General features: G+C 64.8%; 23 protein-coding genes and 2 tRNA genes. 11 read left to right on the top strand and 14 right to left on the bottom strand.

The window, feature by feature from the left end:
* The first annotated feature begins 53 nt into the window (after positions 1–53).
* On the top strand, positions 54–1145 hold the full coding sequence (locus tag ALII_RS0117415) for a 2'-deoxycytidine 5'-triphosphate deaminase (protein WP_029660672.1): 1092 nt from the start codon (positions 54–56) through the stop codon (positions 1143–1145).
* Here ALII_RS0117415 and ALII_RS0117410 read toward each other — a convergent pair.
* Entirely contained in the window at positions 1087–1911 is an 825-nt protein-coding gene (locus tag ALII_RS0117410; protein WP_024588505.1) for an ion transporter, read from the bottom strand. The genes ALII_RS0117415 and ALII_RS0117410 overlap by 59 nt on opposite strands.
* A 123-nt stretch (positions 1912–2034) precedes the next feature.
* Between ALII_RS0117410 and ALII_RS0117405 the strand changes: the two genes are divergently transcribed.
* Both ALII_RS0117405 and ALII_RS0117400 read left to right on the top strand, forming a co-directional pair.
* A tRNA-Gly gene (locus ALII_RS0117405) sits at positions 2035–2108 on the top strand.
* Positions 2109–2168: 60 nt separating this feature from the next.
* Positions 2169–2435 carry a DUF6460 domain-containing protein gene (locus ALII_RS0117400; RefSeq protein WP_024588504.1) on the top strand — a complete coding sequence of 89 codons (267 nt, stop codon included), beginning with the start codon at positions 2169–2171 and terminating at the stop codon, positions 2433–2435.
* Here ALII_RS0117400 and ALII_RS0117395 read toward each other — a convergent pair whose 3' ends face one another.
* On the bottom strand, positions 2436–3338 hold the full coding sequence (locus tag ALII_RS0117395; RefSeq protein WP_024588503.1) for a histone deacetylase: 903 nt from the start codon (positions 3336–3338) through the stop codon (positions 2436–2438). It lies immediately after the preceding gene.
* Between the two features lie 127 nt (positions 3339–3465).
* On the opposite strand from ALII_RS0117395, the gene ALII_RS0117390 reads away from it, so the two are divergent.
* Positions 3466–4761: an MATE family efflux transporter gene (locus ALII_RS0117390; protein ID WP_152529668.1), complete on the top strand. Its 1296-nt coding sequence runs from the start codon at positions 3466–3468 to the stop codon at positions 4759–4761.
* Here the strand turns inward: ALII_RS0117390 and ALII_RS0117385 are convergent.
* Together ALII_RS0117385 and ALII_RS0117380 are read right to left on the bottom strand one after the other, a co-directional pair.
* Positions 4749–5816: a quinone-dependent dihydroorotate dehydrogenase gene (locus ALII_RS0117385; RefSeq protein WP_024588501.1), complete on the bottom strand. Its 1068-nt coding sequence runs from the start codon at positions 5814–5816 to the stop codon at positions 4749–4751. The two genes, ALII_RS0117390 and ALII_RS0117385, sit on opposite strands and share 13 nt — an antisense overlap.
* Positions 5813–6160 carry a DUF952 domain-containing protein gene (locus tag ALII_RS0117380; RefSeq protein ID WP_024588500.1) on the bottom strand — a complete coding sequence of 116 codons (348 nt, stop codon included), beginning with the start codon at positions 6158–6160 and terminating at the stop codon, positions 5813–5815. Before ALII_RS0117380 ends, ALII_RS0117385 begins: the two co-directional genes overlap by 4 nt.
* Before the next feature lie 69 nt (positions 6161–6229).
* Between ALII_RS0117380 and ALII_RS0117375 the strand changes: the two genes are divergently transcribed.
* Complete coding sequence (locus ALII_RS0117375; RefSeq protein WP_024588499.1) at positions 6230–6643, top strand: hypothetical protein; 414 nt, start codon at positions 6230–6232, stop codon at positions 6641–6643.
* 6 nt (positions 6644–6649) lie between these two features.
* Here ALII_RS0117375 and ALII_RS0117370 read toward each other — a convergent pair whose 3' ends face one another.
* Positions 6650–7027 (bottom strand): hypothetical protein, encoded by a 378-nt coding sequence (locus tag ALII_RS0117370; RefSeq protein WP_024588498.1) that lies wholly within the window; start codon positions 7025–7027, stop codon positions 6650–6652.
* Between the two features lie 208 nt (positions 7028–7235).
* Here ALII_RS0117370 and ALII_RS0117365 point away from each other — a divergent pair, with 208 nt between their 5' ends.
* Positions 7236–7889, top strand: coding sequence for a response regulator transcription factor (locus ALII_RS0117365; protein WP_024588497.1), 654 nt, complete (start codon positions 7236–7238; stop codon positions 7887–7889).
* Here ALII_RS0117365 and ALII_RS0117360 read toward each other — a convergent pair whose 3' ends face one another.
* On the bottom strand, positions 7890–11372 hold the full coding sequence (locus ALII_RS0117360) for a PAS domain-containing hybrid sensor histidine kinase/response regulator (protein WP_024588496.1): 3483 nt from the start codon (positions 11370–11372) through the stop codon (positions 7890–7892).
* Positions 11373–11575: 203 nt separating this feature from the next.
* On the opposite strand from ALII_RS0117360, the gene mscL reads away from it, so the two are divergent.
* Positions 11576–12007 carry a large conductance mechanosensitive channel protein MscL gene (gene mscL / locus ALII_RS0117355; protein ID WP_024588495.1) on the top strand — a complete coding sequence of 144 codons (432 nt, stop codon included), beginning with the start codon at positions 11576–11578 and terminating at the stop codon, positions 12005–12007.
* Positions 12008–12059: 52 nt separating this feature from the next.
* Positions 12060–13226 carry a pyridoxal phosphate-dependent aminotransferase gene (locus ALII_RS0117350; RefSeq protein WP_024588494.1) on the top strand — a complete coding sequence of 389 codons (1167 nt, stop codon included), beginning with the start codon at positions 12060–12062 and terminating at the stop codon, positions 13224–13226.
* A gap of 169 nt (positions 13227–13395) precedes the next feature.
* Here the strand turns inward: ALII_RS0117350 and hemA are convergent, their stop codons facing one another.
* On the bottom strand, positions 13396–14676 hold the full coding sequence (gene hemA / locus ALII_RS0117345; RefSeq protein ID WP_024588493.1) for a 5-aminolevulinate synthase: 1281 nt from the start codon (positions 14674–14676) through the stop codon (positions 13396–13398).
* Between the two features lie 117 nt (positions 14677–14793).
* Positions 14794–15294, bottom strand: coding sequence for a MarR family winged helix-turn-helix transcriptional regulator (locus ALII_RS0117340; protein ID WP_024588492.1), 501 nt, complete (start codon positions 15292–15294; stop codon positions 14794–14796).
* 92 nt (positions 15295–15386) lie between these two features.
* On the opposite strand from ALII_RS0117340, the gene ALII_RS0117335 reads away from it, so the two are divergent.
* Genes ALII_RS0117335 through ALII_RS0117325 form a run of 3 tightly spaced genes read left to right on the top strand, consistent with a single transcriptional unit; the run spans position 15387 to position 20138 of the window.
* Positions 15387–17159 (top strand): N-acetylglutaminylglutamine amidotransferase, encoded by a 1773-nt coding sequence (locus ALII_RS0117335; RefSeq protein ID WP_024588491.1) that lies wholly within the window; start codon positions 15387–15389, stop codon positions 17157–17159.
* A gap of 2 nt (positions 17160–17161) precedes the next feature.
* The gene (gene ngg, locus ALII_RS0117330; protein WP_029660668.1) at positions 17162–18961 is read left to right on the top strand and encodes an N-acetylglutaminylglutamine synthetase; all 1800 of its coding nucleotides are present in this window, start codon (positions 17162–17164) and stop codon (positions 18959–18961) included.
* Between the two features lie 10 nt (positions 18962–18971).
* Positions 18972–20138, top strand: coding sequence for an osmoprotectant NAGGN system M42 family peptidase (locus tag ALII_RS0117325; protein ID WP_024588489.1), 1167 nt, complete (start codon positions 18972–18974; stop codon positions 20136–20138).
* On the opposite strand, the gene ALII_RS0117320 is transcribed toward ALII_RS0117325, so the two are convergent.
* The 6 genes from ALII_RS0117320 to infA form a co-directional block, all read right to left on the bottom strand.
* The gene (locus ALII_RS0117320; RefSeq protein ID WP_024588488.1) at positions 20129–20554 is read right to left on the bottom strand and encodes a L,D-transpeptidase; all 426 of its coding nucleotides are present in this window, start codon (positions 20552–20554) and stop codon (positions 20129–20131) included. The genes ALII_RS0117325 and ALII_RS0117320 overlap by 10 nt on opposite strands.
* A 296-nt stretch (positions 20555–20850) precedes the next feature.
* Positions 20851–21096, bottom strand: coding sequence for a hypothetical protein (locus ALII_RS0117315; RefSeq protein ID WP_152529666.1), 246 nt, complete (start codon positions 21094–21096; stop codon positions 20851–20853).
* Between the two features lie 233 nt (positions 21097–21329).
* A tRNA-Phe gene (locus tag ALII_RS0117310) sits at positions 21330–21405 on the bottom strand.
* Positions 21406–21535: 130 nt separating this feature from the next.
* Positions 21536–21736, bottom strand: coding sequence for a DNA gyrase inhibitor YacG (yacG, locus tag ALII_RS0117305; RefSeq protein ID WP_024588486.1), 201 nt, complete (start codon positions 21734–21736; stop codon positions 21536–21538).
* Positions 21736–22362 (bottom strand): Maf-like protein, encoded by a 627-nt coding sequence (locus ALII_RS0117300; RefSeq protein ID WP_024588485.1) that lies wholly within the window; start codon positions 22360–22362, stop codon positions 21736–21738. Before ALII_RS0117300 ends, yacG begins: the two co-directional genes overlap by 1 nt.
* Before the next feature lie 27 nt (positions 22363–22389).
* Positions 22390–22608: a translation initiation factor IF-1 gene (gene infA, locus ALII_RS0117295; RefSeq protein ID WP_024588484.1), complete on the bottom strand. Its 219-nt coding sequence runs from the start codon at positions 22606–22608 to the stop codon at positions 22390–22392.
* Positions 22609–22657: the final 49 nt, after the last annotated feature.

Raw genomic sequence — 22657 nt, 5'->3', positions numbered from 1 at the left:
CGTCAATTCGTGTCCTGTTTAAACCTCCCCGCCAATCGAGAGGGGTGAGCAGGGTGCGTCAGACGGGAATATTGCCGGACCGGCAGATCGGCGAACTGTTCGCCAGCGGCGCTCTGTCCTGCGACAGAGCTCTCGACGCCGACCAGATCCAGCCCGCCAGTCTCGACCTTCGCCTCGGCAAGCGCGCCTACCGCGTCCGCGCCAGCTTCCTGCCGGGGCCGGGCAAGCGCGTCGCCGACAAGCTCGAACGCTTCAAGCTGCACGAATTCGACCTCGAGGCCGGCGCCGTCCTGGAGACGGGCTGCGTCTACATCGTGCCGATCTTGGAGAAGCTGAAACTGCCGGCCAACATCGCCGCCTCGGCGAACCCGAAAAGCTCGACCGGTCGCCTCGACATCTTCACCCGCGTGATGACGGATTTCGGCGCCGAGTTCGACAAGATCCCGGCCGGCTACGAAGGGCAGCTCTATCTCGAGATCAGCCCGCGCACCTTCCCGATCGTGGTCCGCACCGGCTCGCGCCTGTCGCAGATCCGCTTCCGGATCGGCAACGCGCTGCTCGACGAAACCGCGCTCCACGCACTCCACCAGGCCGAAACGCTTGTCGCGTCGACCAATCCCAACATTTCCGGCGGCGGCATCGCGCTCTCGATCGACCTGACCGGCGATGCGAGTGGCCTGATCGGCTACCGCGGCAAGCACCATTCCGCCGTCGTCGACGTCGACAAGCGCGCCGCGCAGGACGTGCTCGACTTCTGGGAACCGCTCCACGATCGCGGCCAGAAGGAACTGATCCTCGACCCCGACGAGTTCTACATCCTCGTCAGCCGCGAAGCCGTACACGTCCCGCCGGACCATGCTGCCGAGATGACGCCCTTCGATCCGCTGGTCGGCGAGTTCCGCGTCCACTATGCCGGCTTCTTCGATCCCGGCTTCGGCCATTCGGCCGCCGGCGGAACCGGCAGCCGCGCGGTGCTCGAAGTGCGCAGCCACGAAGTGCCCTTCATCCTCGAACACGGCCAGACCGTCGGCCGTCTCGTCTACGAGCACATGCTGGAGCGCCCGAAGGCGCTCTACGGCACCGACCTCAAGTCGAACTACCAGGCGCAGGGCCTGAAACTGTCGAAGCATTTCCGTCAGCCCTGAGCGCCCGGATTTCCTGACGCAGCGCCCGCACCTCCTGCAGGATCATGTCCTGCTCGTCCTTCATCTGCGAGCGCTCTTCCGACGCGGTCGACTCGTGCTCCTCCTGCATGGCCGACACGATGATACCGATGAAGAGGTTGAGCACGGCAAAGGACGTCGTGACGATGAACGGGATGAAATAGAGCCACGACCAGGGATAGACCTCCATCACCGGCCGCACGATCCCCATCGACCAGCTTTCCAGCGTCATGATCTGGAACAGCGTATAGGCGCTTTCGCCGATGTTTCCGAACCATTCGGGGAACGACGCGGCAAAGAGCTTCGTCGCCATCACCGAGAAGACGTAGAAGACCAGCGCGAGCAGAAGCACGATCGAGCCCATGCCGGGCAGGGCCGCGACGAGCCCGCCGACGACCCGGCGCAGCGACGGCACCACGCTGACGATGCGCAGCACCCGCAGGATGCGCAGCGCGCGCAGCACCGAAAGATTGCCCGTCGCCGGCATCAGCGCGATGCCGACGACGACGAGGTCGAAGACGCGCCACGGATCGTTGAAGAAGCGGCTGCGATAGACGAGCGCCCGCGCCGCCAGTTCGGCGACGAAAACGAACAGGACCACACGGTCGACCACCAGAAGCAGCGGCCCGAACCGCGACATGATCGACTGCGACGTCTCCAGCCCGAGCGTGATCGCGTTGACGATGATGAGAATGGTGATGAAGAGTTCGAAGCGGCGCGATTCGATCAGCGTCTGCAAGCGTGTCACGTCGGGCGTCCTGGATGGAGGAAATTCGCCGCACCAGTCGCCGAGGACGGCCCTCGCGTCAACTGTCGATCCGGACAAATGCGCTTGACGCCAACCTTGGCCTCGCCGATTAATGAGCGCGTCGCGGGTGTAGCTCAATGGTAGAGCAGCAGCTTCCCAAGCTGAATACGAGGGTTCGATTCCCTTCACCCGCTCCAGCCGACTTGAAGCGTCCGTCTCGAATGCGTATGTGCGGCCTCGCACAACGGAGACGCGACATGTCGGCAGTGAACCGCTTTCTCGGCGACAGCCCCTTGCGGGTTCTGGTCAAGCTGATCGTGATTTCGTTCCTCGTCGGCATCGTCATGAGCGTGATGGGCTGGTCGCCCTATGACGTCATCTACGGCGCGCGCGACCTCGTCGTGAACGCCTACTATATGGGCTTCGACGCATTCGGCCGCTTCATCGACTATTTCCTCGTCGGCGCCATCATCGTCGTCCCCGCCTTCTTCATCATCCGGCTCCTCAGCTACCGGCGAGGTTGATCAGCAGAATTCGGCCGCGGTCTCGAAAAGGATCGCATGGCGCGCCGCCAGCGCGTCGATGTCGTTCGAATAGCCGCCCCCGATGACGCCGCAGACCGGTATGCCACGCTCGCGGAAATGGCCGATCACGGCGCGGTCGCGGGCGCGAAGCCCGTCGTCGGAAAGCGCCAGGCGCCCGAGCTTGTCGTCGCGATGCGGGTCGACGCCGGCATTGTAGAAGACGATCTGCGGCCGCGAATATTCGCTCAGCATCGGCAGGATCGCCGTCAACCGGCCGAGATACGCCTCGTCCTCCAGGCCGTCGTCGAGCGCCATGTCGAGATCGGACACCGCCTTGCGAACCGGGTAGTTCTTCGCCGCGTGCATGGAGAAGGTGAAGACCCTCGTCTCGCCCATCAGGATTTCCGCCGTCCCGTCGCCCTGATGCACGTCGAGATCGACCACCAGCGCGCGCTTGACCGTCCCTTCGGCGAGCAGCGTGTTGGCCGCGACTGCGACGTCGTTGAACGTGCAGAACCCCGCGCCCTGCGCGTGCCGCGCATGGTGGCTGCCGCCGGCCGCGTTGCACGCGATGCCATGATCGAGCGCCAGCCGCGCTGCCATGACGGTCCCGGCGCTCGCAAGCTGGGCGCGGCGCGAAACGCGTTCTCTGACCGGAAAGCCGATTTCCTTTTCGATCGCGGGCGGAACGGCGCAGTCCAGCACCTGCCGCACATAATCGGCGGCATGTGCCCGTGCGAGCGTGTCGAAGTCGGGCTCGTCGGGCATATGCTCGTTGTCCGGCCCCGCCACGCCCCGCTCCCGCAGCACCTCGATCAGCCGCGCATATTTGCTCATCGGAAACCGATGGTCGGCCGGAAATCGGGCATCGTAGTCGGGGTGGTGGACGATCGGCAGTTTCATCGCGAGATCAGATAGGCTTTGTTCGATATCGGCAAAGGCGGGCGAATCGCCGCATCAACTGTTGAGGATAACCGCCTTGGACGAACGGACGGACAATTCGGAGCGGCACTTTACCGTTACGAACAAAATGGTCCTGCGGATCGCCGTTCCGATGACGCTCGCCTATCTGACGACGCCGCTGATCGGCATCGCCGACACGGCAATCGTCGGCCAGCTTGGCGACGCGGCGCTTCTCGGCGGCCTTGCCGCCGGCGCGATCGTCTTCGACGTCGTCTTCGCAACTTTCAATTTCCTGCGCTCGGGCACCACCGGCCTCGTCAGTCAGGCCTATGGCAGCCGCGACCGTGCCGAGGAGCAGGCGATCTTCTGGCGCGCGCTGATCCTCGCGCTCTTGATCGGCACCGCGCTGATCCTGCTCGGACCGCTCATCGCCGCGCTCGGCGCCTGGTTCATCGCCGGCGAACCGCGCGTCACCGAGGCGCTGCAGACCTATGTGCTGATCCGCCTGTGGTGCGCGCCGCTCGCGCTCGGCAACTACGCGATCCTCGGCTACGTGCTCGGCCGCGGCGAGGGGGGCGTCGGCCTCGCGCTGCAATTCGCCATCAACCTCACCAACATCGCCCTGTCGCTGTGGCTCGGCCTCTGGCTCGGCTGGGGGCTCGAAGGCGTCGCCTGGGGCACGGTCATGGGCGAGGCGATCGGATTTGCCGTCGGCATCGCCGTCCTTACGACGCGCTTCGGCCGGCGCGGCCCCATGCGTCCCGGCGCCCTGCGCGACATGGCCAGGCTGAAGGCGATGCTGACGCTCAACCGCGACATCATGATCCGCTCCTTCGCCCTTCTCGCCGCCTTCGCGCTTCTGGCGCGGCAGGGCGCGCAGCTCGGCACGGTGACGCTCGCGGCCAATGCCGTCCTGATGAACTTCTTCCTCGTCGCGAGCTACTTCCTCGACGGCTTCGCAACTGCCGCCGAGCAGCTTGCCGGCCGCGCCGTGGGGGCGCGCTGGCGTCCGGCCTTCGATCGTGCGGTCAGGCTGACGGCGATCTGGGGTTTTGCGCTGGCGGGCATCATGACGCTTCTGGTGCTGGTCTTCGGCGATCATCTGATCGCGCTCGTCACCACGGCGCCGCAGGTTCGCGACGTCGCTGCGACCTACCTTCCCTGGGCGGCGCTGACCGCCGTCACCGCCGTTCTCGCCTTCCAGATGGACGGGGTCTTCATCGGCGCGACATGGTCACGCGACATGCGCAACATGATGCTCCTGTCGCTGGCGCTCTATGTCGCCGCGCTTTGGACGCTCGGCCCGCTTTTCGGCAATCACGGCCTGTGGGCCGCGCTGCACGTCTTTTTGCTGGCGCGCGGTCTCAGCCTTCTCGCTGTCCTGCCGCTCCGCGCCCGGCAGACCTTCGCTCAGACGGTCTGACCGGCCCAGTGGTTCGTACGGCTGTCGCGAATGTCGCTGAGCGTCGCGAGCCCCTGCGCGGCCGCGAACCGACCCATTCCACGCAGGATTTCGCCCGGCAGCGTCGGCCCGGCATAGACCATGCCGGTATAGACCTGCACGAGATCCGCGCCGGCCCGGATCTTCTCCAGCGCCGCCTCGGCCGTGTCGACCCCGCCGACGCCGATCAGCGGCAGATGCGGCCCGACGAGACGGCGCATCCGCGCCAGCATGATCGTCGAGCGGGCAAAGAGCGGCCGCCCCGAAACGCCGCCACTCTCCTGCGCCAGCCGGCTCGTCAGCCCGTCGCGCGAAAGCGTCGTGTTGGAGACGATGATCCCGTCGATGCCGTTGGCCGCGACCGTCTCGGCGATGTCTTCCAGATCGGCATCGCCAAGATCCGGCGCGATCTTCAGGAAGATCGGCGTCGCCCTGTCGCCCCGCGCCGCCGCAACCGCGCCGAGCAGCTCCTCGAGGCTCGCCCGCGCCTGCAAATCGCGCAGGCCCGGCGTGTTGGGCGAGGAGATGTTGACGGTGAGATACGAGGCGACGTCACGAAAGCGCTCGACCCCGAGCACATAGTCGCCGACCCGGTCCGCGCTGTCCTTGTTCGCCCCGATATTGACGCCGACGATCCCGCCGCCCTTGCGGTCGCGCAGTTTCGCCAGCGCCGCCGCGTGGCCTTCATTGTTGAAGCCCAGCCGGTTGACGATCGCCTCGTCCTCGACGAGCCGGAAGATGCGCGGCTTCGGATTGCCAGCCTGCGGCTTCGGCGTCACCGTGCCGACTTCGGCAAAACCGAAGCCGAGCTTCAACAGCGCATCCGGCACTTCGGCATTCTTGTCGTATCCGGCCGCCATCCCCAGCGGATTGGGGAAGGAGAGCCCGGCTATATCGACGCGAAGCCACACGTCGGCGACCGGCGGCGGGCAAAGCGGCACGCCGCTCTTCAGCCCCGCGATCGAAAGCCCGTGCGCGCGCTCGGCATCGAGGCCGAACAGAAGCTTGCGGCCGATCGTCCGGTAAAGCTGGTTCATGCCGGCAGCTCCGGAAAGACGTGGCGTCCGTCTGCACCGACGGGCAAGGGTTTGACCCAGAGCGCAAGGCGAGGATCGAGCGGCGCGTAGAGATGCGGGAAGAGGGCGCCGCCGCGCGACACCTCGTAACGCAGCGCCTCTCCGAGCGCATCGCCGTCGAGCGCGACGAGCAGGAGCCCGTCCTGGCCGGAGAAATGCTTCGCCGCCGTCTCGCGCACCTGCGCACCGGTCGAAAAATGGATGAACCCGTCGGCAAGGTCGACCGGCGCGCCGTCGAAACGGCTACGGTCCACTGCCTCTTGCCACATTGGCGCCGGGACGATCTTGTAGATGATGCCTGTCATGTCCGCGCTATAGCGGTCGCGCGCGCCGATGAAAAGCGCCGCCGCCGCCGATGCCAAGGAGGAACGCAAATGCGCCATCTCGTCGTCGCCGCCGTTCTCGGCGGAATGCTCGCCGCTCCGGCCTTCGCGCAGGAGACGGAGCGCTACAGGCTGGAGCGCACCGATACGGGCTTCGTGCGCATGGACACCACGACCGGCCAGATGTCGGTCTGCGAGGAACAGTCCGGCCAGCTCGTCTGCCGTACCTCGACCGACGAGCGCGTCGCCTACGAGGAACGCATCGACGATCTGGAGCGCCGGGTCGAAGCCCTGGAACGGCAGGCCCGCGCCGGTTCGGATGATGGTACGCGCGTCTTGCCGTCCGAAGAGGAGTTCGAACGTTCGCTCGGCTACATGCGCCGCTTCTTCCAGAATTTCTTCGACATCGTCGAGGGCTGGGAGAAGGATCTGCGCACGCCCGAAGAAGGGCCGGACCGGACCTAGGGCAGGTCAGTAGAAACTGAAGCCGATGGCAAAGAAGGTCTGCGAAACCACGAACATGCCGCAGGCCACCATCAGCGACACCTGCGCGAACCGTCCATAGACCTCGCTCAGGACCTTGCCGAAATAGCTGACGGCGTGGTCGTTCTTCGGCTTCATCCGGTCGTCGAGATAAATCCAGACTTCCGTGCGGCTGGGTTGCTTGTGCTTTGCGGTCTGGGCCTTGAAGAGCAGGACGGCCGCCATGAAGAGCGTCATGATCGCGCCGGCGCGAAACGCCCAGGCCGGATCGAACGAGAAGGACAGCATCACGAGGCCGATGGCGAGGGCGCCGAACATCACGGCCCGCCCGACACAGAAAACGGCAATCTGGCGTATCGCTTCCATCGTGATGGTTCCGGTTCGGGATGTGCCTCAACGCCGCGCCTGCGCCCCGGTTCCGCAAGGAAATGCGGTTTTGCACGACTAAAGTCGAATATCGCACGATCCGCGCTGCGGCGGCGTTCACAAAATCCGGCGCGCGGCCACAATCGCACTAGCGCCTTGGCCGCATCCGTCTAAACTCCGCCCGGCGGGCCGGAACAGGGAGGGGTTTTTGGATCAGCGCTATCGGTTCGTCATTGCCGACGATCATCCATTGTTTCGCGGCGCGCTCAAGCACGCGCTCTCCTCGTTCGGCGATGCCCGGATCGAGGAGGTGGGTGATTTCGATGCGGCGAAGGCCAGCGTCGTTGCCAATGACGACATCGACCTCCTGCTTCTCGACCTGACGATGCCGGGCTCGAGCGGCCTGTCGGGCCTCGTCGCCCTGCGCGGCATTTCGTCGAACTTTCCGGTCGTCATCGTCTCCGCGCGCGACGATGCCGAGACCGTCCGCCGCGCGATCGAGCTTGGCGCGTCGGGCTTCATCTCCAAGTCCGCGGGCATGGACCAGATACGACGGGCGGTCGAGACGGTGCTGGCCGGCGGCATCGCTTTGCCGGACGGGCTCGATCTGGGCGAGGAGCGGGACGCGGAAGTCTCCGACCTGATCCAGCGCCTCCAATCCCTGACCCCGCAGCAATCGCGCGTCCTGACGATGCTCGCCGAGGGTCTCCTCAACAAGCAGATCGCCTATGAGCTGGGCGTGTCCGAGGCGACGATCAAGGCGCATGTCTCCGCCATCCTGCAGAAGCTGGGCGTCGACAGCCGCACCCAGGCCGTCATCCGCCTCTCGCGCATCGGTATGGAGCAGCAGGCGAACGCCTGATTATTCGGCCGCCGAAAGCAGCTTGCGATAGCGCGTCAGCATCGTGCGCAGCGCCGCCGGCTTGACCGGCTTCTGCAGCACCGGAACGTCGAGCGCAGTCGCCCGCTCGCGAACGTCGTTCGACCGGTCCGCCGTCACGAGGATCGCGGGCAGCGCGTCGCTCCAGATCTGCCGCGCGCGCGCAATGGCCTGGAAGCCGTCCTCCTGGTCAAGATGGAAATCGGCCAGCACCACGTCCGGCGTCGGCATCGCCGCCGTCAGGCCGGACGACCCGCCAGCCGTGGTCACGCGGCAGCCCCAGCCTTCGAGCAGCTTGCGCATGCCGTCGAGAATGCGCGGTTCGTTGTCGATGCAAAGCACCGAGACGCCGTCGAGCCTGATATGGGCGCCGACCTGGGGCCGGATGTCGCTGGCCAGCGCCGCCGGCGGGGCCTCGGTGATCGGCAGCAGAACCGAAAAGCACGAACCCTTGCCCTTCACCGAATGAATGCGGATTTCGAGCCGCAGCACGCGTGCGATGCGGTCGACGATCGACAGCCCGAGCCCCAGCCCCTGCGCCTCGCGCGCGCCGTCCTGCAATCGGGTGAACTCGCTGAAGACCGTGTTGAGCTTGTCGCCGTCGATGCCGATGCCGGTATCGTGGACCTGCAGTTCGAGCAGGTCCCCGCGCCGCTTCACGCCCACCAGCACCGTGCCGGAGCGGGTATACTTGATCGCGTTCGAGACGAGGTTTTGGACGAGACGGCGAAACAGGTTGCGGTCCGTATGGACGGCGAGCCCAGTCGAGACGATGCGCAGGTCGAGCTTCTTTTCCTGCGCCAACGGCTGGAAATCCGTCTGGATCTGGCGCATGAGCCCGTCCAGCCTGAAAATGGTGTCGACCGGCCGCATCGCGCCGGTGTCGAGCCGCGATATGTCGAGCACCGCGCCGAGGATCGTCTCGACCGAATCGAGCGAGGATTCGATGTTGGCGACGCCATCGCCGACCGGGCTTTGGCCGACGCTTTCGGCGAGCGAGGCGCAATAGAGCCGCGCCGCGTTGAGCGGCTGAAGGATGTCGTGGCCGGCGGCGGCGAGGAAGCGCGTCTTGCCGAGATTGGCCTCCTCCGCCAGCATCTGCGCCTGTGCCAGTTCCTCGTTCACCCGCGTGAGCTCGGCCGTGCGCCGCGCGACGCGGTTTTCCAGCGTCTCGTTCACCCGCTTCAGCGCCAGATCTGCTTCCACGCGCTGCGTGATGTCCGCATAGGTCGCCACCAGCCCGCCATCGGGCATCGGGTTGGAGCGCAACTCGATGATCCGCCCGGTGCTTTTCAGTTCGAGTTGCCAGGGCGAGCGGAAGGCGGCGAGCCGGTCGATCGTCTGGTGGATCGTGTCGAAATTGATGTCGCCGCGATCCGCTAGATGCCGCAGGATTTCGTCGAGCGAGACGCCGACCCGCCCCATCGAATCCGGCAGGTAGAACAGCGAGCGGTACTGCCTGTTCCAACAGATCAGCCGGAAGTCGCGGTCGAAGACGGTGATCCCCTGTTCCATCTGGTCGAGCGCGATCTGGAGAAGGTCGCGATTGTGCTGCAGCGCTTCCGAAGCGTCGTCGAGAAGCCGCAGCGCCTCGCGCGGCGAGCGGTCGTGGCGCTGGAAGAGAAGCGACAGGACGAGCCGCGCCGATGACGAGCCGACGGCGCTGGTCAGAAGTTGCTCGGAAAAGCGGATGACGGCCATGTTGGCCGGGTCCTTGCCGACCAGCGGCAGGCTCTGCTTCGCCTCGAAATTCTGGAACGAGCGCTCCGTGCGCTCCACCCCCAGATAGCGCGCGATCGTGTCCTTCAGATCATCGACCGTAACCGCCGTGCGGAACCGGCGGAAGCTCGGCATCGGGCTCGTATCGCGCGGGACGAACAGCGCCGCCTGGATGCGCTCCAGCGGCTTGGCCGTGCGCGAGAGCGAGCCGAGCACGAAGAACAGCGTGTTGACCGACAGGCTCCACAGCACGCCATGGACGAGCGGCTCGGCGCTGGTTCCGAACAGCGAGTGCGGGCGCAGCGCCTCGAGGCCGAAAAGCCCGAACTGTACGATCGCCGTGTCCGGCGGCGCGAGCGAAGGCAGGAGCAGCGTGTAGCCCCAGAGCGCGATGCCGGCGAGCATTCCGATCACCGCGCCGCGCGCATTCGCCCCGCGCCAGACGAGCCCGCCGAAGAACGCGGGCGCGAATTGTGCGATGGCCGCGAACGAAATCAGGCCGATCGACGCCAGCCGCGTATTGTTGGTGATTTCCCGATAGTAGAGGAACGCCGCGATCAGCACGGCGAAGATCGCAGCGCGGCGGATGTTGAGGATGACCTTGGACAGATCGTCCCGCTGGACGAGATACTGCTTCGCCATTCCGCGCAGGAAAAGCGGCAGAATGAGGTCGTTGGAGATCATGATCGCCAGCGCCACGCTGGCGACGATCACCATCGCCGTCGCCGCCGACAGCCCGCCGATGAAGGCGAACATCGCCAGCCAGTCCTGGCCGAAGAGAAGCGGGATCGAGACGACGTAGAGATCGGCGTTCTGTTCGGGCCCGAGAAGCACGATGCCCGCAAAGGCGATCGGCACGACGAACAGGTTGATCATCACCAGATAGGCCGGAAACAGCCATGTGGCCGTGCGCAACTCGCTCTCCGAGCGGTTCTCGACGATGGTGACGTAGAACTGGCGCGGCAGCATGATGATGGCGATGGCGCTCAGCGTCGTCATGGTGATCCACACCGGCAGCGAGGTCTGGAAGTCGTAGGCGGCCATGGCGGCAGCCGAATTGCGCACCTCGCCGATCAGTTCGCTCGGGCCTCCGAAGAAGAAGAACGAGACGGCGATGCCCACCGCGAGGAATGCCGCCAACTTGACGATCGATTCGACCGCCACGGCCAGGATCAGCCCGTCCTGATGCTCGGTCGCGTCCGCATGACGCGTGCCGAACAGAATCGCGAAGATCGCGAGCAGGACGGTCACGATGAGCGAGATGTCGCCGAAGACGAAATCGACCGGCGGCGCGCCGTTATAGTGCTCGACCATCAGGCTGACGCTGCCCGAGATCGCCTTCAACTGCAGCGCGATGTAGGGAACCGTCCCCATCGCCGCGATCATCGTGGCGATCGATGCGACGGCGAAGCTCTTGCCGTAGCGCGCGGCGAGGAAGTCGGCGATCGAAGTGATTTTTTCGGATTTCGCCAGCCGCATGATCCGGCGCAACAGCGGAAACCCGAACAGGAACACCATGATCGGGCCGATATAGATGGCGAGGAACTCGAACCCGCGCTCGCTGGCAAGCCCGACCGAGCCGAAAAATGTCCAGGAAGTGCAGTAGATCGCCAGGCTGAAGGAGTAGATGTAGGGCCGCGCCCGGATCGGCCCGTGGCGCGCCGAATGCCGGTCACCCAGGCTCGCTATGCCGAAAAGCAGCGAGACATAGGCGACGGCGACGATGACAACCACCCAGCCCTGCATACCCGTTCTGTCCTCCTCCAGCGCATTCAGGCAACCACAGCGAGATCGGCCTGTCCATCGAACTTGCGTCTGATCGAAATGGCTGTGGGGCCAGTCGAGATTGCATCTTTAGCGCGCGAAAGCTTCTGCTATCTTCTGCCGTGTTGCGGAGCAGCCGTCCGCATCCTGCGCTCACTCGGCTCCAAGGGGACATGGTGGCTGTCATGATCAAGGAATTTCAGGAGTTCATTGCCAGAGGCAATGTGATGGACCTCGCCGTCGGCGTCATCATCGGCGGCGCGTTCGGGCTCATCGTCTCGTCGCTGGTCGACGACATCATCATGCCGGTCGTCGGCGCGATCTTCGGCGGCTTCGACTTTTCGAACTACTTCCTGCCGCTGTCGTCGGAAGTCACGGCGAACACGCTGGCGGCTGCGCGCGAACAGGGCGCGGTCTTCGCCTATGGCAGCTTCCTCACCGTGATGATCAACTTCCTGATCCTGGCCTGGATCATCTTCCTGATCGTCAAGGCGGTGAACAATCTGCGTCGCCGCATGGAGCGTGAGGAGAAAGTCGCGGACGTGCCGCCGGCACCGCCCGCCGACGTCGCCCTCCTGACCGAAATCCGCGACCTGCTCGCGCGCCGGCCCGTCTGACCTTTTCTGGCGCCCGGCCGACCGGCGGGGCGCTTCTTCCCGGGAACACTGAATGTCACTCGTCGATCATCTGCGTGGCGAAGCCCGTCTTGCGCCCGAAAGCGGCATCGTTGCCGTCGTCAACCATGGCCGCACCAAGCCAGGCCTCATTCCGCTCTGGGCAGGCGAGGGCGACAAGCCGACGCCGGACTTCATCCAGAACGCGGCCATCCAGGCGCTCCAGGCCGGCGAAACCTTCTACACCTGGCAGCGCGGCATACCCGAACTGCGCCAGGCGCTCGTCCGCTACCACAAGCGCCATTTCGGCTACGAATTCAGCCACGAGGAATTCATCGTCACCGGCTCGGGCATGCAGGCGATCCAGCTTGCCATCGATGCCGTCGCCGGCGCCGGCGACGAGGTCGTCTACCTGACGCCGTCCTGGCCGAACTTCCCCGCCGCCCTCGGCGTCGCCGGCGCGGTCCCGGTCCCCGTTCCGCTCGTCCATTCGGGCAATGGCTGGACCTGCGACGTTGACGGCATCGAGGAGGCGATCACGGACAAAACCAAGGCGATCTTCGTCAACACGCCCTCGAACCCGACCGGCTGGACCGCCGACCGCGAGACGCTGGAGGATATTTTGGAGATCGCGCGCGAGCGCAATCTGTGGATCATCGCCGACGAGATCTATTCGCTGTTCTACTATGACGGCCCGCGCGCCCCGTCCTTCATGGACGTGATGCGCCCCGACGACCGCATACTCTTCGTCAATTCCTTCTCCAAGAACTGGGCGATGACCGGCTGGCGCGTCGGCTGGCTGAAGATCCACCCCGAACTGCAGCAGGTCTTCGAAAACCTGATCCAGTATTCGACCTCCGGCACGCCGGCCTTCCTGCAGAAGGGTGCGGTGGCCGCGCTCGACGCAGGCGATGATTTCCTCAAGTCCGAGATCGCCGCCGCCCGCATTGCGCGCGACACGATCGCCCAGCGGCTGCTCGCCACTGGCCGCGTCGACCTCACGGTCCCGCCGGGCGCTTTCTATCTGTTCTTCAAGATCGACGGCATCCGCGACACGAAGCGCGCTGCGTTCGAGATCGTCGATGAGGCCAATGTGGGCCTCGCGCCGGGAACGGCCTTCGGTCCGGGCGGGGATGAATTCTTCCGCCTCTGCTTCCACCGCCGCCTCGACCATGTCGAGGAAGCTGCGGATCGACTGGCGCGCTGGATCGAAAGTCGCTGAACTTGGTTTGTGCGCTTTCGGGCGCCCCCTCCGTCCCTACGGGCCACTTCCCCCGTAAACGGGGGAGGATCACCGTCGGGGACGACCGCGACCTTCGTCCTCCCCTGCGAAGCGGGGGAGGGGGACCGCCGAAGGCGGTGGAGGAGGCCGCTGTTTGAAAGACTTGAAGCTAGCCGCCAGCCTTCGCGGTCACCAATGAGACAACACGCTCCGACCGGCCTTCCTGCGTCTCCGCAGGCGCCGTCTGGAACGGAATCCCAAGCGCCGTCCACGTCTCCAGCAGCGCATCCTTCAGGCCCGCGATCAGCGCGTCCGAATGGAACGGCGTCGGCGTGATGCGCAGCCGCTCCGTGCCGCGCGGTACGGTCGGGTAGTTGATCGGCTGGATGTAGATGCCGTGCTTGTCGAGCAGCCGGTCGCTCGCCTGCTTGCAAAGCTCCGGATCGCCGACGAGCAGCGGCACGATATGCGTCTGCGACGGCATCACCGGCAGTCCTGCCCCTTCGAGCGCATCCTTGGCCTGCTGCGCCTGGCGCTGATGCGCGACGCGCTCGCTCTGGCTCTGCTTCAGGTGCCGGATCGAGGCCGTCGCCGCGGCGGCGAGTGCCGGGGGCAGGGCGGTGGTGAAGATGAAGCCCGGCGCATAGGAGCGCACGGCGTCGATGACGGCGCGCTTGCCGGTGATGTAGCCGCCCATGACGCCGAACGCCTTGGCGAGCGTGCCCTCGATGATGTCGATGCGATGCGCGAGCCCCTCGCGCTCACTGATACCGCCCCCGCGCGCGCCATACATGCCGACCGCGTGGACCTCGTCGATATAGGTCATCGCGTTGTAGCGCTCGGCCAGGTCGCAGATTTCCTTGATCGGCGCGATGTCGCCATCCATCGAATAGACGCTTTCGAAGGCGATCAGCTTGGCGCGCTCGATAGGCGCTGCCTGGAGCAGGCTTTCGAGATGGGCAAGGTCGTTGTGGCGGAAAATCTTCTTCTCCGCGCCCGATTTCTTCACGCCCTCGATCATCGAGGCGTGGTTGAGTTCGTCCGAAAGGATCAGGCAGTCGGGCAGCAGCTTCGCGATGGTCGAGATCGCCGCCTCGTTGGAGACGAAGCCGGAGGTGAAGACGAGCCCGGCTTCCTTGCCGTGCAGGTCGGCGAGTTCCGCCTCGAGCTCGACGAGCGGATGGTTGGTGCCGGAAATGTTGCGCGTGCCGCCTGCGCCCGAGCCCATGCGGCCGGCGGCAACCTGCATCGCGCCGATCACGCTCTCATGCTGGCCCATGCCGAGATAGTCGTTCGAGCACCAGACGGTGATCTCGCGCGCCGCGCCATTGGAACGCCAGATCGCGCGCGGGAATTCGCCCGCGATGCGCTCGAGATCCGCGAAGACGCGGTAGCGGCGCTCTGCGTGAAGCTGCGCGATCGCCTCGTCGAAAAATCGGTCGTAATTCATTCCTGGCCCCGTATGTCGCGCGGAACATAGGCTTGCGCCTCGACGGCGTCACATCGACAAATTGCCACGCCTTGGAACGCTTCTAGACTCCGCTTTTCGGCCAAAGCACGAGCACAATCAAGGCTCCGGCTCCTTTTTCGCTTGAATCCCGGACGGGAGCAGCAGATCGGCCGCCCGCACGAGCCCGGTCACGATCGCCTCGCGATCCGGCGCAGATAAAGCTCCAAGACGCCCGGCAAGCGCATCGCCGAGCGGCTCGGGCGCAGCCTGCGCCTTCGCCGCGCCCGCCGCCGTCAGCCGCGTATGCACGATCCGCCGGTCATGCGCCGAGCGGTAGCGCTCGATCAGCCCGCGTTCTTCCAGATTGTCGAGGATGGTCACGACGGTCGCCGCGCTGATGTCGGCATGGGCGGAAAGCGCCGTCGTCGTCACCTCGCCGAGTTCCGCGATCCCCTTCATCAGGACGAGTTGCGCCGCCGTCAGCCCGACCGCCTTCGTCAGCGCCTTCGACTGCAAATCATGCGCCCGCACGATGCGGCGGATCGCCTTTTCGATCGTCTTGAGGTCGGCCCGCGGGAACTCTCGCTGGCCTTCCGCGTTCGTCGGGACATCAACCACGACAACCTCATTAATTTGACATCTAATCATTTGAACTATAAATGATTGGACGACGAAATTCAATCGAACAACGGAGGGTTGGAAAAACAACCGTGTGTGGAATTTGCGGAGAGATCAGGTTCGACGGCGCGCAGCCATCGGCTGTCGCCATTTCGAAGATGATGGATGCCATTGCGCCGCGCGGCCCGGACGGGTCGGGTCTGGTGATGCACAACAATGCCGCGCTCGCCCATCGCCGCCTGTCGATCATCGATCTGTCGCAAAAGGCCCGCCAGCCCATGGTGGACGGGGAACTCGGCCTCACCATCGCGTTCAACGGTTGTATCTACAACTATCCCGAACTGCGCGCCGAGCTTGAGGGCAAGGGCTACAAGTTCTTCTCCACCGGCGACACGGAAGTCATCCTCAAGGCCTACCACGCCTGGGGCATCGATTGCGTGAAGCGCTTTCTCGGCATGTTCGCCTTCGTCATCCACGAGCGTGATTCTGGCCGCGTCGTCGTCGCGCGCGACCGCTTCGGCATCAAGCCGCTCTACATCGCCGACACGCCGAACGCGCTGCGCTTTGCCTCCTCGCTGCCCGCGCTTTTGAAGGCCGGCGACATCGACACGTCGATCGACCGCATCGCGCTCCACCACTACCTGTCGTTCCACGCCGTCGTGCCGCCCCCGCGCACCATCATCAACGGCGTCAAGAAGATGCCGCCGGCGACGATCCGCGTCATCGAGCCCAATGGCGCCCAGAAGGACACGGTCTACTGGCGCCCGCCTTATGAGCGCGATCCGGACTATTCGCTCTCTTCCGATGAGTGGCGCGACCGCGTGCTCGACGCGCTGCGCGTCGCCGTCAAGCGCCGCATGGTCGCCGACGTGCCGGTCGGCGTGCTCCTGTCGGGCGGCGTCGATTCCTCCGTCATCGTCGGCCTCCTCGCCGAACAGGGTCAGCATGGGCTGATGACATTCTCGGTCGGCTTCGAAGAGGCGAACGGCGAAAAGGGCGACGAGTTCGTCTATTCGGACCTCATCGCCAAGCATTTCGACACGAAGCACCACAAGATCTTCGTACCGTCGAACGAGCTGATGGATGCTCTCCCCGGCACCTTCGCCGCAATGTCCGAACCGATGGTCTCTTACGACAATGTCGGCTTCTATCTCCTGTCGAAGGAAGTCTCGAAGCACATCAAGGTCGTGCAGTCGGGGCAGGGCGCCGACGAGGTCTTCGGCGGCTATCACTGGTATCCGCCGCTGGCGGATTCCAACGACGTCGTCTCCGACTATGCCAAGGTCTTTTTCGACCGCAGCCACGCGAAGATGGCCGAGCACATCAATCCGCAATGGCTGCCCGATCACGATCCGAGCCTCGACCTGGTCTCCCGTCATCTGCGCATGCCGAACGCCGACACCCCCGTCGACGCCGCGCTGCGCCTCGACTCGGAAATCATGCTCGTCGACGACCCGGTAAAGCGCGTCGACAACATGACCATGGCCTGGGGCCTCGAGGCGCGCGTCCCGTTTCTCGATCACGAACTGGTCGAACTCGCCGCGAAGATTCCGCCCGAGGAAAAGCTGAAGCAGAACGGCAAGGGCGTCCTGAAGGAAGCCGCCCGCAAGGTCATCCCGCACGAGGTGATCGACCGCAAGAAGGGCTACTTCCCGGTCCCGCAGCTCAAATATGTCGACGGCCCCTATCTCGACCTCGTCCGCGACGCGCTGACGTCGCAGGCGGCGAAGGATCGCGGCATTTTCCGCGACGACTATCTGCAGCGGCTTTTTGCCAACCCGTCGGATCATATCACCCCCCTTCAGGGTTCTGAACTCTGGCAGGTCGGGCTTCTGGAACTCTGGCTGCAGACCCACGAGGTCTGAGCATGGCCCGCAGATCAGCGGCCGCCGAGCGCGGCCGCACCGATAAGGCCCTCGGTCATCGCTTGAGAAGGATGCGAAACGAAACGATGAACCCCATCGCGCAGCACGACCAGGCGGCGGCCGTCCCCAAACCCAACGCATCCATCGATTGCGGCTGGGGCAGGCTCCATTTCTGCCAGACCTATGACGACAACGAAGCCATCGTGGACGCGCTGCGCGAGGAGGGGCCCGCGCGGCGCGACATCGCGTTCTACGTCCGCGATCCGCATGTCCTGCTCGCCATGGCGCCGCAGGAAATCTTCCTCGACCCCTCGCACACCTTCCGGCTCGATCTTTCCACCTACCGCCCGGCGCGCAAGCAGCCGAAGGGCTATTTCATCCGCCGCCTCTCCTCGGAAGCCGATGCGGATGCCGTCAACACCATCTACGCTTCGCGCGGCATGGTGCCCGTGCGTCCCGATTTCTTCTGGCGCAACCGCGACAGCCGCTCGCTGACCTACCTCGTCGCCGAGGACGAGATCACCGGCGAGATCATCGGCACGGTGACCGGCGTCGACCATAAACGCTTCTTCGACGATCTGGAGAAGGGCTCATCGCTCTGGTGCCTCGCAGTCGATCCGCAGGCCCGTCATCCCGGCATCGGCGAGATGCTGGTGCGCCGTCTCGCCGAGCATTTCGCCGCGCGCGGCTCGGCCTTCATGGACCTCTCCGTCCTGCACGACAATGATCTGGCGATCGGCCTTTACGAGAAGCTCGGCTTCCGGCGCGTCCCGGTCTTCGCGGTCAAGCGCAAGAACCCGATCAACGAAAAGCTCTTCGCTTCGCCGCTCGCCGAATATGACGCGCTCAACCCCTATGCACGGCTGATCGTCGATGAAGCGCGCCGGCGCGGCGTCCATGTCGAGATCACCGACGCCGAAGGCGGTTTCTTCCGCCTGTCCTATGGCGGCCGCTCGGTCCATTGCCGCGAGAGCCTGTCGGAAATGACCTCGGCCGTGGCGATGTCGATCTGCGACGACAAGTCCGTCACCCGCCGCGTGGTAGAAAATGCCGGCATCGTCGTGCCCGAGCAGATCGTCGCCGGCGACGACGATTCAGCGCTTTCGGCCTTCATCGGAAAGCACGGCAAGATCGTCGTGAAACCTGCGCGCGGCGAGCAGGGCAAGGGCGTCGCCGTCGGGCTCGACAATCTCGACGATGCGAAGGCGGCGATCGCCGCCGCGCGCGAAATCTGCGACCGTGTCCTGCTCGAAGCCTGTTTCGACGGCGATGATCTGCGTCTCGTCGTCATCGACTTCCGCCTCGTCGCCGCTGCGATGCGCCGTCCGCCTTGTATCGTCGGCGACGGCCAGACCGATATCCGTTCGCTGATCGAAAAGCAGTCCCGCCGCCGCGCCGCCGCCACCGGCGGCGAAAGCACGATCCCCATCGATGCCGAGACCGAGCGCTGTCTGGCAGAAAAAAACCTGACGCTCGACGACGTGCCGAAGGAAGGCGAGGAGATCGTCGTGCGCAAGACCGCCAATCTCCACACCGGCGGCTCGATCCACGACGTCACCGCGCAGGTCCATCCGAAGCTCGTCGATGCGGCGATCAAGGCCGCGCGCGCGATTGATATTCCTGTCGTCGGCATCGATTTCATGGTGCATTCGCCCGGCGAGCCGGACTATGTGTTCATCGAGGCCAACGAGCGGCCGGGCCTCGCCAATCATGAGCCGCAGCCGACGGCCGAGCGGTTCGTCGATCTTCTTTTCCCCATGTCGGGGCAAAGGTCGGCGTCGCAGGCGCTCGGCCGAAGCTAATCGAGGTTGAATCTTGAAGATCGACGAAGCCTATCTCGCTCGACAGCTCCACAATCTGCTCTCGATCAACAGCCCGACCGGCTACACCGACCAGGTCGTGCGCTATTGCTCCGAAGAGCTCGAACGGCTCGGCCTGACGCCGGAACTGACGCGTCGTGGTGCCATCCGCGCCGTGCGCCAGGGCTCGCGCCGCCGCGGCGCCCGCGCGATCATCACCCATCTCGACACGCTCGGCGCGCAGGTGAAGATGGTCAAGGACAATGGCCGCCTCGAACTCGTGCCCATCGGCAACTGGTCGGCGCGCTTCGCCGAAGGCGCGCGCGTGACGATCTACACGGAGCAGGGCGCCTATCGCGGCACGATCCTGCCCCTGAAGGCATCCGGCCACACCTTCAACGAGGGCGTCGACACGCTTCCCGTCGGTTGGGACTTCATCGAGCTGCGCATCGACGCGCTGACGAAGAACCGCGAGGAAACCCATGCTCTCGGCATCGATGTCGGCGATTTCGTCGCCGTCGATCCGCAGCCCGAATTCCTCGACAATGGCTATATCAATTCGCGCCATCTCGATGACAAGGCCGGCGTCGCCATCGCGCTCGCCGCGATCAAGGCGCTGGAGGATGAAAAGGCCACGACGCCCGTCGACATTCATTGGCTCTTCACCATCGCCGAGGAAGTCGGCGTCGGCGCGGCCTCCATCGTCACGCCTGAAATCGCCTCGATGGTCACCATCGACAACGGCACAACCGCGCCCGGCCAGAACTCGTCCGAATTCGGCGTCACCATCGCCATGGCCGATCAGGCTGGCCCCTTCGACTACCATCTGACCCGCAAGCTGGTCGATCTGTGCCGCGAGAACGGGCTCCAGTACCAGAAGGATATCTTCCGCTACTACCGCTCGGATTCCGCCTCCGCCATCGAGGCCGGCCACGACGTGCGCACTGCCCTCGTCGCTTTCGGCATCGACGCATCGCACGGCTACGAGCGCATCCACGTTCACGCACTGATCTCGATCGCCGAACTCATCGCGCGCTATGTCGTCAGCCCGCTCGAGATCGAGCGGGACGTCAGCGAAGTGTCGAGCCTCGAAGGCTTCACCGAACAGCCGATGGAAGAGGCCGAACAGCCGGAATTCGATCCGGAGATCATCCACGTCCATTCCGACGATCAGCGCTGAACGACGATCCGCGTCTGCTTCAGCCCGACGCGTTGCGTCAGCGAAAACAGTCGTGCGGCGTGTTCGGGATGAAGGCGCACGCACCCCGCCGAGGCCGGCCGCCCGAGCCGGTTCACCTGATTGGTGCCATGCACCGCGTAATGTCCGTTGTAGAAGATCGCGTAAGGCATCGGCGCGTTCTCATACCGGCTCGACCGATGGTTCTTCGAAAGCCACTTCGCCGACCACTGCCCGGTCGGCGTGATCTTGCCCTTGCGCGCCGTCGAGACCGGCCAGCGATAGAGCACCTTGCCATTGTGGCTGACGGTCATCGTCTGGGTGGCCAGGCTCACCTTGGCAACGAGACTCGCCGCATGAGCCGAAACCGGCGCGATGGCCAGAATTGCCGCGAGGATGAGGGGAACGAACCGAACCATAAAAAGCGCTCCTGCAACCAGAGCGCTAGTAAATCACATCGCGAATATAACGCTACGTAACGTAGCCGTGAGAACCTGCGTTACTTCGCGCCGTGGTTAATCGAGGTCGGCAAGACGTTCGATGACGATTTGAACTTGCCCGCGTTAAGAGCAGTCGTCGGCCTTATGAGCGGGACGCCGACGACTCCCTCCCCCTTGTGGGGAGGGATAAAGGGTGGGGGTCACTTCAGAAAGACAGCAACATTACCCGCCGTGACGACTTGGCATCAAACGAAGCACTGCCGCCGTCCGTCCAATCAATTCCAGCGCCAGCGGCTCTGGTGCCGTTCGGCTTCTGCCTGCTGGCCGAGCACGAAGCCGATCACGCCGGCGAGCACCGAGGCGACGAGGATCGAGGTGCCGGGATTGTCCTTGACGACTTCATAGGCTTGCTGCGCCCGCTCGCTGGCCGCGCTCTGCAGTGAGGCCAGTTCCTCGCGCAAATCGGCGATCTGGCGCTCCAGGCCGTGCGTTTCGCGGTCGTCGTTCTGCATCGGGTCCATGGTCATGTCCTTGGTTGGGGATTGGACTTGCAAAACGAGCGGATGAACCGAGTGTTCCGGCGCGTGTGGAATATCGATGTGCGGACGTGAAAAAGCCGGGCGCAAGGCCCGGCTTTTCAAATCGCGCCCCGCCAGTACATCCGTGGTCGGCACGCTATCGCAACAAGGTGCGCCAGATTGGTTAACGAAAGGTTAACGCCGCGCAAACGAAGATCACGATTGGAAATTCGAAATGGTGCCCAGGGACGGAGTCGAACCGCCGACACTGCGATTTTCAGTCGCATGCTCTACCAACTGAGCTACCTGGGCAACCGCTCCGGTCGGCCTTGAAAGGCCGGGGCGGTGTTGGTTTCCGCCGGAAGCGAGCGGGTTATAACACGCCAAATCGCCCTGTCCAGCGGCTGACGTTGCGAAAGCCGGCGAAAAATTTGCGCCCTTTTCAGCCGCGCTCGTCCTCGCTGCCGTCATCCTCGTCCTCGGTCGCGGGGATCACGTAGGAGCCGGTCAGCCAGCGATTCAGGTCGACATTCTTGCAGCGCTCCGAGCAGAACGGAAAGCTCGCGCGCTGTGATTGCTTGCCGCATTCGGGGCACGCGCGCTTGGGGCGCAGCGGCGTCACGTTGGCGGCGTCGAGCGCCATCAGACCGCCGTCCCGGTCGGTGCGCTTGCCGTGACCTTATAGCCGTCGCCGGCAAGAAGGCTAACCGTCTCGTAAAGCGGCAGGCCGACGACATTGGTGTACGAGCCGACGAGTTTGACGACGAACGCGCCCGCGAGCCCCTGGATCGCGTAGCCGCCCGCCTTGCCGCGCCATTCGCCCGAAGCGAGATAGGCATCGATCTCCTCGCGCGACAGACGCTTGAAGCGCACGCGCGTTTCGACGAGGCGAAGCCGCGACTTGCCGGCCGGCGTGATCACGGAGACGCCGGAATAGACCCGGTGCGCGCGGCCCGAAAGAAGCCGCAGGCAGTCCTGCGCGTCTTCCAGCGTTTCGGCCTTGGGCAAAATGCGCCGGCCAACCGCGACGACCGTATCGGCGGCCAGCACGAAAGCCGGCTCCTCGCCGAGGCGCTTCATGCCTTCGGCGGCCTTGTCGGCCTTGCCCTGCGCGAGCCGCTTGGCCAGCGAGCGCGGATGCTCGGCCCGGTTGGGCGTCTCGTCGATATCGGTCGCGAAGATGCGGTCGGGCTCGATGCCTGCTTGCTGGAGAAGCTCGATCCGCCGCGGCGAACCGGATGCAAGGACAAGCTTCTGGAGAATGCTCATCGAAATCCTGCGCCGCCGGGTGCGGACTTACTTGAAGCGATAGGTGATGCGGCCCTTGGTCAGGTCGTAGGGCGTCATCTCGACCTGCACCTTGTCGCCGGTGAGGACACGAATGCGGTTCTTGCGCATGCGGCCGGCCGTATGGGCAATGATCTCGTGATCGTTTTCAAGCTTGACCCGGAACATCGCATTCGGCAACAATTCGACGACGACGCCCGGGAACTCGAGGACTTCTTCCTTCGGCATTCGGAACCTTTGGTTTGTGCTGGTTTCGGCTATATAGGCCGCGATTGGC

Origin of the sequence: Aliihoeflea sp. 2WW (assembly GCF_000497755.1) — a bacterium.
Classification (GTDB): domain Bacteria; phylum Pseudomonadota; class Alphaproteobacteria; order Rhizobiales; family Rhizobiaceae; genus Aliihoeflea.
Note: the sequence above shows the minus strand (reverse complement) of the source record. Positions and strands in the feature narration are given on the sequence as shown.

What these genes read in the sequence shown, in the direction of transcription:
- ALII_RS0117375 (WP_024588499.1), top strand. Translation starts at nt 6,230, where the DNA reads ATGCGCCATCTCGTCGTCGCCGCCGTTCTCGGCGGAATGCTCGCCGCT.
- ALII_RS0117380 (WP_024588500.1), bottom strand. Translation starts at nt 6,160, where the DNA reads ATGACAGGCATCATCTACAAGATCGTCCCGGCGCCAATGTGGCAAGAG.
- ALII_RS0117400 (WP_024588504.1), top strand. Translation starts at nt 2,169, where the DNA reads ATGTCGGCAGTGAACCGCTTTCTCGGCGACAGCCCCTTGCGGGTTCTG.
- ALII_RS0117395 (WP_024588503.1), bottom strand. Translation starts at nt 3,338, where the DNA reads ATGAAACTGCCGATCGTCCACCACCCCGACTACGATGCCCGATTTCCG.
- ALII_RS0117315 (WP_152529666.1), bottom strand. Translation starts at nt 21,096, where the DNA reads ATGGACCCGATGCAGAACGACGACCGCGAAACGCACGGCCTGGAGCGC.
- ngg (WP_029660668.1), top strand. Translation starts at nt 17,162, where the DNA reads ATGGCCCGCAGATCAGCGGCCGCCGAGCGCGGCCGCACCGATAAGGCC.
- infA (WP_024588484.1), bottom strand. Translation starts at nt 22,608, where the DNA reads ATGCCGAAGGAAGAAGTCCTCGAGTTCCCGGGCGTCGTCGTCGAATTG.
- ALII_RS0117385 (WP_024588501.1), bottom strand. Translation starts at nt 5,816, where the DNA reads ATGAACCAGCTTTACCGGACGATCGGCCGCAAGCTTCTGTTCGGCCTC.
- ALII_RS0117390 (WP_152529668.1), top strand. Translation starts at nt 3,466, where the DNA reads ATGGTCCTGCGGATCGCCGTTCCGATGACGCTCGCCTATCTGACGACG.
- mscL (WP_024588495.1), top strand. Translation starts at nt 11,576, where the DNA reads ATGATCAAGGAATTTCAGGAGTTCATTGCCAGAGGCAATGTGATGGAC.
- yacG (WP_024588486.1), bottom strand. Translation starts at nt 21,736, where the DNA reads ATGGCGCTCGACGCCGCCAACGTGACGCCGCTGCGCCCCAAGCGCGCG.
- hemA (WP_024588493.1), bottom strand. Translation starts at nt 14,676, where the DNA reads ATGAATTACGACCGATTTTTCGACGAGGCGATCGCGCAGCTTCACGCA.
- ALII_RS0117320 (WP_024588488.1), bottom strand. Translation starts at nt 20,554, where the DNA reads ATGGTTCGGTTCGTTCCCCTCATCCTCGCGGCAATTCTGGCCATCGCG.
- ALII_RS0117350 (WP_024588494.1), top strand. Translation starts at nt 12,060, where the DNA reads ATGTCACTCGTCGATCATCTGCGTGGCGAAGCCCGTCTTGCGCCCGAA.
- ALII_RS0117300 (WP_024588485.1), bottom strand. Translation starts at nt 22,362, where the DNA reads ATGAGCATTCTCCAGAAGCTTGTCCTTGCATCCGGTTCGCCGCGGCGG.
- ALII_RS0117360 (WP_024588496.1), bottom strand. Translation starts at nt 11,372, where the DNA reads ATGCAGGGCTGGGTGGTTGTCATCGTCGCCGTCGCCTATGTCTCGCTG.
- ALII_RS0117370 (WP_024588498.1), bottom strand. Translation starts at nt 7,027, where the DNA reads ATGGAAGCGATACGCCAGATTGCCGTTTTCTGTGTCGGGCGGGCCGTG.